Below are 10,299 nucleotides of genomic sequence, written 5' to 3'. Positions count from 1 at the left end.
CCCTTCTGTAGGAAGAGCCTTCAGGCTCGATGTTTTTTCGGCAAGATGCGGGGATCTGGAAACAAGAAGTGCATCGCGGCTGAAGCCGCTCCTACGAAGAGCGAAGACGGACCATTCATGGCGCCCACCGAAATTCGCATGCACAGCGGCGTCGGCGAAATCGATGCCGCGGCATGGGACGCCTTGGTCGGCAGCGACCATCCGTTCGTTTCGCATGCCTTCCTGGCCGGCCTCGAGGCACAGGGCTGCATCCAGCCGGCCTTGGGCTGGCAGCCGTGTCCGCTTGGCCTTTACGAAGACGGACGCCTGGTCGCTGCTGCGCCGCTCTACTTCAAGGGCAACTCGCATGGCGAGTTCGTCTTCGACTGGGCCTGGGCCAGCGCCTATGCGCGCAACGGACTCGATTACTACCCCAAGCTGCTGTGCGCGGTTCCGTACACGCCGGTCAGCGGGCCACGTCTGCTCGTGGGCAATGACGCCGAAGCCGGATTGCGCCGCCGGTTCCTGCTCGCCGCCATCGAGGAGCGGCTCGAGTCGTTCGGCCTTTCATCCGCGCACCTGAACTTCGTCGACGAGGCCGGCGCGAATGCATTTTCCGGAACGCGCTGGCTGCCCCGCTTCGACTGGCAATTCCACTGGACCAACCGCGGCTGGCCCGATTTCGATGCGTTCCTGGCCGCGCTCAAGCCGAAGAAACGCAAGAACATCCGCCAGGAGCGGGCCCAGGTCGCGGCGGCCGGCGTGCGCTGTGAGATCCGTCATGGCGACGAGATCGAGGACAGCGAATGGCGTGTCCTGCATCACCTCTACCTGTCGACCTTCGAAGCGCATGGCAATCACCCTGCCCTGACCGAAGCCTTCTTTCACCACCTCGGCCGCAGCATGCCGCGCCAGGTCGTCGCCGTGCTGTGCCGGCGGGCCGGAAGGATCATCGCCGCCGCGCTCTGCCTGCGAAGCGCCGATACGCTCTACGGCCGCTACTGGGGTGCCGACGAGCAGGTGGCCGGACTGCATTTCGAGGCCTGCTACTACCAGGGCATCGACTACTGCATCCGGCACGGCCTGCAGCGCTTCGAACCGGGTGCACAGGGCGAGCACAAGATTGCCCGCGGCTTCCTGCCGGTGCGCACGCGCTCGTTCCACCGTCTCGTCGACGCGCGCTTTTCGACGGCGGTCGACGATGCCCTGCGCCGCGAAGGCCAGGCACTGGAGGCCTATCGGGACGATTTGCTCGATCATTCGCCGTACCGGCAGACTTCGCAGGACAGCGCTTGATCACCCTGCCCCGACTCGACCCGGCTCGCATCGCGTTCCCTCCGGTGGAATCGGCGCTGGACGAACCGAACGGCCTGCTCGCCTTCGGCGGCGACCTCGGCAGCGAACGTCTGCTCGCCGCCTATTCGCGCGGCATCTTCCCGTGGTACTCGCAGGGCCAGCCGATCCTCTGGTGGTCGCCCGACCCGCGCATGGTCATCGAAACCGCCGCACCGCATGTGCCGCGACGCCTCGCGCGCTGGCTGAAATCCTGCCCCTGGACGATCACCGCGGACCGCGCCTTCGCCGAAGTGATCCGGCGCTGCGCCGAACCGCGCGGCGATGGTGCCGGCACCTGGATCACGGCCGCCATGATCGATGCCTATTGCAGACTGCACGCATTGGGCCACGCCCACTCGGTCGAAGTCATGGACGGCGACGAACTCATCGGCGGCATCTATGGCCTCGCCATCGGCCGCATGTTCTTCGGCGAATCGATGTTCAGCCGTCGCGACCACGCCTCGAAGGTCGCCCTGCTGGCGCTGTGCAGCGGACTGGCCCGCGCCCGCTGCCCCTTGCTCGACGCCCAGGTCTGCTCGGACCACCTGCAGACCCTCGGCGCGATCGAAATGCCGCGCCGAGAGTTCAGCCGCAGGATCGCCGAGCTGGTGGACCGTCCGCCGCCGCAAGGCAAGTGGGCCGGCCTGTTTGCCGGCATTGCCCCATCGAGCCTGGGCCGCCCGCCGGGCTGAAGGTCAGTACCGGGCCTGCGCGCCGGCATCCGGAATCCCCGAAATCGGGCCGAAACATGTGCGCGCGAGGCACGGCCGGGCATGCCCGCTGGCCATGCCGATGTCCCGATTGCCGGCTATCCGACGCGATGTAAGGTACTTGGCCCGTCGATCGTGTAGAATTCCGCGCCTTCGCGACCCCTCCGATTCCGCAGTACAGGGAAAAATGTCAAAAGACGATGTCATCGAAATGGAAGGCGCGGTCCTCGAGACCCTGCCCAACACCATGTTCCGCGTGAAGCTGGAAAACGGCCACGTGGTTACCGCCCATATCTCGGGCCGCATGCGCAAGAACTACATCCGCATCCTTACGGGAGACAAGGTCAAGGTCGAGATGACTCCCTACGACCTGACCAAGGGCCGCATCACCTACCGCATGAAGTGAGTTCAGGATGAACTCATCCCGTGCAGTGCATGGATGCACGTCGACACGGGATCCATTGCGTTCGAGTCGCCCTTATCACCGGCAGCACAGGACGTGCGTCGATCCGGGATCCATGCCCGTTCAATGAACTCATCCCGTGCCGTGCGTGGATGCACGTGGATACGGGATCAACGACTGAGCGGCAAGGCGGGACGAGCCATCGAAGCCCGCGCCGTTCGATTGAAGCTCCTCGTAGGAAGAGCCTTCAGGCTCGATGCTTTTGTCGAGACCGCGCCGAACGGCATCGCGGCTAAAGCCGCTCCAACAACGAAGCAGGAACACCTGTAGGGCCTTCGAAGCCCGTGCCATGCATCGCACGCTTTCGTAGGAGCGTGTTCACGCGCGATGCCCTTCGCCGATTTACAGAAAGCATCGCCGCTGAAGCCGCTCCAACAACGAAGCAGAAACGCGTGCACGGCCATCGAAGCCCATGCCATGCATCGCACGCCTTTGTAGGAGCGCGTTCACGCGCGATGCTCTTCGCCGATTTGCGGAATAAGGCATCGCGGCTGAAGCCGCTTCCTACAACGGAGCGGCAACGCCTGCAGGGTCAACGAAGCCCGCGCCAGTCATCGAACGCTTTCGCAAGAGCGCGTTCGCGCGCGGTGCCTTTCGCCGACTTGCGAAAAGCATCGCGGCTGAAGCCGCCTCCTACACCTAAGCGGCAACGCGGCTCACGCTATCGAAGCCCGCCGCGCCATCAATCGCCCGCCTCACGCAGGCCAGGCATCCCTGCCCGATGCAGGCCCTATTCCACCACCACCGGCATCTTCTCGGCGGCTTCGGTCTCGACCTTGAGCTTGCCATCGCGCACGGTCAGGCGGACCTTGCCGCCTTCGGCCAGCTCGCCGAACAGCAGTTCGTCGGCCAGCGCGCGTTTGACGTTGTCCTGGATGACCCTGGCCATCGGCCGCGCACCCATCTGCGGATCGAAACCGTGCTCGGCCAGCCACTTGCGCGCCTCGCTGTCGACATCGAGGGCAACGTGCTTCTCCTGCAACTGCACTTCGAGCTCGATCAGGAACTTGTCGACCACGCGCAGGATGTGTTCGAAATCGAGCGCGCCGAACTGCACGATCGCATCGAGGCGGTTGCGGAACTCCGGGGTGAATGCCTTGCGGATGATTTCCATCGCGTCCGAGGCGTGGTTCTGGTCGACGAAGCCGATCGTGCGCCGGGCCGCAGCCTGGGCGCCGGCGTTCGTGGTCATGACCACGATGACGTTCTTGAAATTCGCCTCGCGGCCGTTGGTGTCGGTCAGCGCGCCGCGATCCATGATCTGCAACAGCACGTTGTAGACATCCGGATGCGCCTTCTCGATTTCGTCGAGCAACAGCACGCAATGCGGATGCTTGACGATCTGCTCGGTCAGCAGGCCGCCCTGGTCGAAGCCGACGTAGCCCGGCGGCGCACCGATCAGGCGCGACACCGAATGCGCTTCCATGTATTCGGACATGTCGAAACGGACCAGTTCGACGCCGAGCTGGAGGGCAAGCTGGCGGGTGACTTCGGTCTTGCCGACGCCGGTCGGGCCGGCGAACAGGAAGTTGCCGATCGGCTTGTTCGGATCGCCGAGTCCGGAGCGGGCCATCTTGATCGCGCTGGTCAGCGCCTCGATCGCCGAATCCTGGCCGAACACGACCATCTTGAGGTTGCGTTCGAGGTTGCGCAGGACGTCGCGATCGGAAGCCGAGACCTGCTTCGGCGGGATACGTGCCATGCGCGCCACGATGTACTCGATTTCGGCCACGTCGACCGTGCCGGTGCGCTGGTCATCCGGCAGCAGGCGCTGGCGGGCGCCGGCCTCGTCGATGACGTCGATGGCCTTGTCCGGCAGCAGGCGGTCGGAGATGTGCTTGACCGAAAGGTCGACGGCCGCCTTGAGGGCCTCGCCGGTATATTCGACATGGTGGTGTTCCTCGAAGCGCGATTTCAGGCCCTTGAGGATCTCGATGCTGTCGGCGATGGTCGGCTCGACCACGTCGATCTTCTGGAATCGCCGTGCCAGCGCGCGATCCTTCTCGAACACGCCACGATATTCCTGGAACGTCGTCGATCCGATGCAGCGCATCTCGCCCGAGGCCAGCATCGGCTTGATCAGGTTGGAGGCATCCATGGTCCCGCCCGAGGCCGATCCGGCACCGATGATGGTGTGGATCTCGTCGATGAACAGGATCGCGCCGGGCTCCTTCTTGAGCTGGTTGATGACCGCCTTCAGGCGCTTCTCGAAGTCGCCGCGGTACTTGGTGCCGGCGACCAGGGCGCCGAGATCGAGCGCATAGATCGTCGCGTCCTTGAGCACCTCGGGCACCTGGCCCTCGACGATGCGCTTGGCCAGACCTTCGGCCAGCGCGGTCTTGCCGACGCCGGCCTCGCCGACGTACAGCGGGTTGTTCTTGCGGCGGCGGCACAGGACCTGGATCGTGCGCTCGATTTCGAGCTCGCGCCCGATCAACGGATCGATCTTGCCCTGTTTCGCCAATTCATTGAGATTATTGGCAAATTCGCCGAGCGGGTTGCCGCGCGGCTCCTCGCCGTTTTCGCCTTCGCGCGCACCCGGTTCGGCGCCCTGCCCCTGGCCGGAATCATCGCCGAGCTTGGCGATGCCATGCGACAGGTAATTGACCACGTCGAGCCGGTTCACGTCCTGCTGGCCGAGGAAATAGACGGCGTGCGAGTCCTTTTCGCCGAAGATGGCGACCAGCACGTTGGCTCCGGTGACTTCCTTCCGTCCCGAGGACTGGACGTGGTAGACGGCGCGCTGCAGCACGCGCTGGAAGCCGAGCGTGGGCTGGGTATCACGGTCGTCGCTGGGCGGCAGTACCGGCACGGTTTCGGCAATGATCGAGCGCAGGTCGCGGCCGAGCTTGTCGAGATCGGCGCTGCAGGCGCGCAGCACCTGGGTCGCCGAGGGGTTTTCGAGCAGGGCGAGGAGCAGGTGCTCCACGGTCATGAACTCATGACGCTGCTCGCGAGCCTCCTTGTAGCACTGGCCGATGGTGAGCTCTAGATCCTTGCTGAACATCCGTTTTGCCTCACTGGATGATTGATGCGTCGGATATGTGGGGTGGCTCAGGATTTTTCCATGGTGCACAACAATGGATGCTGGTGCGTCCGCGAAAATTCGTTGACCTGGGTCACCTTGGTTTCTGCCACTTCCCTCGTATATACGCCGCAAACGCCCTTTCCGCGCGTGTGGACATGCAGCATGACCTGGGTGGCGCGCTCGCGGTCCATCGTGAAAAACGTTTCCAGCACGACGACGACGAAGTCCATTGGCGTAAAGTCGTCATTCAGGATCACGACCTGGTACATCGGCGGCTTGGCCACCTGCGGCGGAGCCACCTCGACGGCCAAGCCGTGTTCGTGATCGTTTTCGTGCTGCGGAGGTTGCGACATGGGTGCCAGATGCAGTCAGCGTCGGTTATCAGTATAGGTCGCGCGGTTTCGCGTTCAAGCCCGGATCGTTGCGCCATCTCCTGTAAACTTCGCGCGATGAACATGGAACATCCTCATTCGGGCGGACTGCGGACCGAGCCGCAGGTCTGGTGCCCACGGGTAACCGTTGCAACCGTCGTGCCACACGAGGGGCGCTACCTGCTGGTCGAGGAGATCGTGCACGGGCGCACGGTGATCAACCAGCCGGCCGGGCATCTCGAACCCGATGAAAGCCTGCAGGACGCGGCACGACGCGAAACCCTCGAGGAAACCGGCTGGGAGGTCGAGCTTGAATGCCTGGTCGGCGTCCAGCAGTGGACCAGCAGCCATTCCGGCAGTCAGTTCGTGCGCTTCACGTTTGCCGCCATCCCGGTGCGCCACCATCCGGAGCGCGCACTCGACAGCGGCATCCTGCGCGCGCTCTGGCTCGATCGCGACGAAATCGTGGCGGCCCGCGAACGCCTGCGCAGCCCGCTTATCCTGAACAGCATCGACGACTGGCTCGGGGGCCGGCGCCTGCCGCTGGACAGCATCCGCAGGCTGGCGCCCGGCACGACCTCGATCTGAACGACATGGACCGCGATCTGATCATGGTCGGCGTGTCCGGGGGCGTCGATTCCTCGGTCAGCGCCTGGCTGCTGGCCCAGACCAGGCAGCCGGTGGCCGGCCTTTTCATGCAGAACTGGGAGGAAGACGAACGCTTCGGTCCCTGCCGCGCAGTCGAGGAACGCAAGGACGCCCTCGCCACCTGCGCGCTGCTCGGCATTCCTTTCCATGCCCGCAACTTCGCGCGCGAGTACTGGGACCAGGTCTTCGAACACTTCCTCGCCGAATACCGTGCCGGGCGTACGCCGAATCCGGACGTGCTGTGCAACCGCGAGATCAAGTTCAAGACCTTTCTCGAGCACGCGCGCGAACTCGGTGCCGCCCGCATCGCCACCGGCCACTACGCGCGCAACCGCTGCCGGGATGGCCGCTGGCAACTTCTGCGCGGCGTCGACGACAACAAGGACCAGAGCTACTTCCTGCATGCGCTGGGCCAGGAGCAACTCGCGGCCACGCTGTTCCCGGTCGGCGAACTGCCCAAGCCCGAGGTTCGGCGCATCGCCCGCGAGGCCGGACTGCCCAGCCACGCGAAAAAGGATTCGACCGGCATCTGCTTCATCGGCGAACGCGACATCCGCGAGTTCCTGGGTCGCTACATCCCGGCCCAGCCAGGCGCCATCCTGACCCCGGACGGGGTCGAGATCGGCGAACACCAAGGCGCCTGGTACTACACGCTTGGGCAGCGCGGCGGCCTCGGCATCGGCGGCCGCCGCGACTCGAGTGGCGAGCCGTGGTACGTGGTCGGCAAGGATGTGCCCAGGAACATCCTCTATGCCGTACAGGGCGGCGCCAGCGACTGGCTGCTGTCGCGCCGGTTGCTGGCGAGCGCACCGACCTGGGTGGCCGGCGCCGCCCCGGCCCCGACCTTCCGCTGCCTGGCCAAGATCCGCTATCGGCAGCCCGACCAGACCTGCACGGTCTTCGTCGAGGGCCCGTCTTGCCGGGTCGAGTTCGACCAGGCGCAGCGCGCGGTCACGCCGGGGCAGTCGGTGGTGTTCTACGATGGCGAGGTCTGCCTCGGCGGTGGCGTCATCGAAAGCAGCGACGCGCCATTCGGCGGCTGGACCAGCCAACCCGGGGCGAACCCCCAGCGGACCATGGAGAACGTGCATGCGTGAATCCCGCGTCATCGCACTTGCCGGCGTCTTCCAGGCCTGCGCCGTGGTGCGCTCGATCGCCAACGATGGGCGCAGCGACAGCGCCGCAGTCGAATCGAGCCTGGCCAGCCTGTTCCGCATCGACAGCGACAGCGCCGCGGATGTCTTCGGCGGCCTCTCCGGCCTTCGACTCGGCATGGAAACCTTGGTCGCCAACCTCGACAGCGAGCATCGCAACCTCGCCGTCTCGCAACTGGTCATGGGCGTACTCCGGCTCGAACGCAAGCTCGACGGACGTTCGGAGATGAAGCGCCAGCTGCGCGAGGGCATCGAGTCGATCCAGCGCCAGGTCGACCATCTCGGTGTTGCCCATGCAACGGTGCAGACCCGCCTGGCCGAGCTGTACAGCAATACCCTCTCGCGCCTCAAGCCGCGCATCGTGGTGCACGGCAATCCGCTGCATTTGGCCGATCCCAAGCGGGTCGAACAGATCCGCTCGATGCTGCTGGCCGGCATACGCGCGGCCGTGCTCTGGCGTCAGGTCGGCGGCAGCCAGTGGCGGCTGCTGCTGCGCCGAAGTGAATATGCGATGCTCGCGCGCGGGCTGCTCACCCGCTGCACGCTCGACCGCGGCTGAGCGTCGCTTTCGAGACGAACGCGACGCGCTTCATTCGCGCGGTTCAGTCCGGCGCGCTGATGCTGATTGAATCGTCGTAGCGGATCTTCTGCACCGAATGGGTCTTCTGGCCCATGGCTTCGCCGTCGCTCACGCTGCGCACGATGCGGCCCGATGCGTCGATGAAGACAGTGTTGTGCGAGCTCACGCTGATGCCCATGACCTGGGTGTCCACGTCGTAGCTGACCGCACGCAGATTCTGGCCCTCCACTGTCTGCATTCCTTCGTCGCGGATATTGCGCGTACCGGCGCGAATCTCCTCCAGGGTCGACGGGACCAGGCGTTTGAACATCGCGCTCATGTCGATCGGCGGCTTCATCCACTCGCCTCCGCCGGTGCGCATCCAGGTTCCTTCGGGCAGCACGATGAAACTGGCCTGGTCGGTGGTCACGCGGATCCGGTTGATCGTGTCGAATTCGACCTTCGAGCGGTTTTCGCGGCCCTTGGCATCGCTCGAAACGGTCTCGGCAACGCAGCGCGAATCGATCATCTTGGCATAGGCGTCGAACAGGGCCGAGCTGGCGTCGCCGGCCGCAAGAGCGGGGCTGGAGTTCGAGCATATGACGGAGGCAACGAGTACGGCAAAAAGCATCAGGACAATGCGGGGCATGGGCGGTTCCATTGAAGACCGGCCCCAATCCTGCGTGACAACGGACCCGCATCGCAAGCCGGACCGCGCAGCCCGGCATGGGCACGAGGCTGCCGCCGAATCCGTTTGTGGCTGCGCAGCGGCACCGCTAGACTACGCGCCTGTGAACCAGCCCCGGTCGCGCACTGCAGCTGACTTTCCCATATCCATCAATCACCTGGCGCCCGGACCTCATGCCAATCATCAAGTCGGTACTTGGCATGGCCCCGGCTCCGGACGTTCCCTTCCGTTTGCGGAGCAAGACATGATCTTTGAAACGCTCGACACCACCGGCCACGAGGAAGTGGTGTTCTGCCACAACAAGGACGCCGGCCTGAAGGCCATCATCGCGATCCACAACACCGTGCTCGGTCCATCCCTCGGCGGACTGCGCATGTGGCCGTACAAGAGCGAGCAGGAAGCGATCAACGATGTGCTGCGACTGTCGCGCGGCATGACCTACAAGAATGCCGTGGCCGGCCTCAACCTCGGCGGCGGCAAGGCCGTGATCATCGGCGACCCGGCCAAGGACAAGTCCGAGGCCCTGTTCCGCGCCTTCGGCCGCTTCGTCAACTCGCTCAACGGACGCTACATCACGGCCGAGGACGTCGGCATCGACGTCAACGACATGGAATGGGTGTTCCGCGAAACCTCGTTCGTCACCGGCGTGCACCAGGTCCATGGCGGATCCGGCGATCCGTCGCCGTTCACCGCATTCGGCACCCTGCAGGGCTTGCTGGCTTCGCTGAACGCCTGCTACGGCAACGAGGATGTCGGCAAGTACAGCTATGCCGTGCAGGGCGCGGGCCATGTCGGCATGGAGTTCATCAAGCTGCTGCGAGAGCACGACGCCAAGGTCTATGTCACCGATATCAACAAGGAACTCGTCCAGCGCGCCGTCGACGAATACGGCTGCACCGCGGTCGGCCTCGACGAGATCTACGATACCGACGCCGAAGTCTACAGCCCCTGCGCGCTTGGTGGCACGATCAACGAGGCGACGCTCGAACGACTCAAGTGCAAGGTCATCTGCGGCGCCGCCAACAACCAGCTGGCCAGCAACGCGATCGGCGACGAGGTTTCCAGGCGCGGACTGTTCTATGCGCCGGACTATGCCGTCAACGCCGGCGGCGTCATGAACATCTCGCTCGAGATCGACGGCTACAACCGGGAACGCGCGATGCGCATGATGCGCACGATCTACCACAACGTCAGCCGCATCTTCGAGATCGCCAAGCGCGACAAGATCCCCACCTATCTGGCTGCCGACCGCCTCGCCGAGGAACGCATCTCGACCATCGGCAAGCTGCGCCTGCCGCATCTCGGCGTGACCGCACCGAGCTTCCAGGGCCGCCGCGGCAGCTGAACCGCGGCGCGGTCGTGAA

General features: G+C 64.8%; 10 protein-coding genes. 7 read left to right on the top strand and 3 right to left on the bottom strand.

Annotation, left to right across the window (positions count from 1 at the left end; translation table 11 throughout):
* Window positions 1–117: 117 nt before the first annotated feature.
* From BM125_RS20690 to infA, 3 genes are all read left to right on the top strand, one after another.
* On the top strand, window positions 118–1,275 hold the full coding sequence (locus BM125_RS20690; protein WP_245778933.1) for a GNAT family N-acetyltransferase: 1,158 nt from the start codon (window positions 118–120) through the stop codon (window positions 1,273–1,275).
* Complete coding sequence (gene aat, locus BM125_RS20685) at window positions 1,272–2,006, top strand: leucyl/phenylalanyl-tRNA--protein transferase (RefSeq protein WP_245778932.1); 735 nt, start codon at window positions 1,272–1,274, stop codon at window positions 2,004–2,006. The genes BM125_RS20690 and aat overlap by 4 nt, the downstream gene beginning before the upstream one ends.
* A gap of 205 nt (window positions 2,007–2,211) precedes the next feature.
* A complete protein-coding gene (gene infA, locus BM125_RS14365) occupies window positions 2,212–2,430 on the top strand; it encodes a translation initiation factor IF-1 (protein WP_092409181.1) in 219 nt (72 codons plus the stop codon).
* 787 nt (window positions 2,431–3,217) lie between these two features.
* Here the strand turns inward: infA and clpA are convergent.
* Both clpA and clpS read right to left on the bottom strand, forming a co-directional pair.
* Window positions 3,218–5,494, bottom strand: a complete 2,277-nt coding sequence (gene clpA, locus BM125_RS14360) for an ATP-dependent Clp protease ATP-binding subunit ClpA (RefSeq protein WP_092409179.1) — start codon at window positions 5,492–5,494, stop codon at window positions 3,218–3,220.
* Between the two features lie 47 nt (window positions 5,495–5,541).
* Entirely contained in the window at window positions 5,542–5,868 is a 327-nt protein-coding gene (gene clpS / locus BM125_RS14355; RefSeq protein WP_092409177.1) for an ATP-dependent Clp protease adapter ClpS, read from the bottom strand.
* 126 nt (window positions 5,869–5,994) lie between these two features.
* On the opposite strand from clpS, the gene BM125_RS14350 reads away from it, so the two are divergent.
* The 3 genes from BM125_RS14350 to hflD are packed head-to-tail and all read left to right on the top strand — an operon-like array spanning window position 5,995 to window position 8,247.
* Window positions 5,995–6,474, top strand: coding sequence for an NUDIX hydrolase (locus BM125_RS14350; RefSeq protein WP_425429630.1), 480 nt, complete (start codon window positions 5,995–5,997; stop codon window positions 6,472–6,474).
* A gap of 5 nt (window positions 6,475–6,479) precedes the next feature.
* Window positions 6,480–7,631, top strand: a complete 1,152-nt coding sequence (gene mnmA, locus BM125_RS14345) for a tRNA 2-thiouridine(34) synthase MnmA (protein WP_245778931.1) — start codon at window positions 6,480–6,482, stop codon at window positions 7,629–7,631.
* Window positions 7,624–8,247, top strand: coding sequence for a high frequency lysogenization protein HflD (hflD, locus tag BM125_RS14340; protein ID WP_092409175.1), 624 nt, complete (start codon window positions 7,624–7,626; stop codon window positions 8,245–8,247). Before mnmA ends, hflD begins: the two co-directional genes overlap by 8 nt.
* Window positions 8,248–8,290: 43 nt before the next feature.
* Here the strand turns inward: hflD and BM125_RS14335 are convergent, their stop codons facing one another.
* The gene (locus tag BM125_RS14335; RefSeq protein WP_139225016.1) at window positions 8,291–8,896 is read right to left on the bottom strand and encodes a hypothetical protein; all 606 of its coding nucleotides are present in this window, start codon (window positions 8,894–8,896) and stop codon (window positions 8,291–8,293) included.
* A gap of 283 nt (window positions 8,897–9,179) precedes the next feature.
* Between BM125_RS14335 and BM125_RS14330 the strand changes: the two genes are divergently transcribed.
* Entirely contained in the window at window positions 9,180–10,280 is a 1,101-nt protein-coding gene (locus BM125_RS14330; RefSeq protein WP_092409172.1) for a Glu/Leu/Phe/Val dehydrogenase dimerization domain-containing protein, read from the top strand.
* Window positions 10,281–10,299: the final 19 nt, after the last annotated feature.

It is taken from the genome of Dokdonella immobilis (assembly GCF_900115085.1).
Taxonomy (GTDB): domain Bacteria; phylum Pseudomonadota; class Gammaproteobacteria; order Xanthomonadales; family Rhodanobacteraceae; genus Dokdonella; species Dokdonella immobilis.
This window is presented reverse-complemented; position numbering and strand designations above follow the sequence as displayed.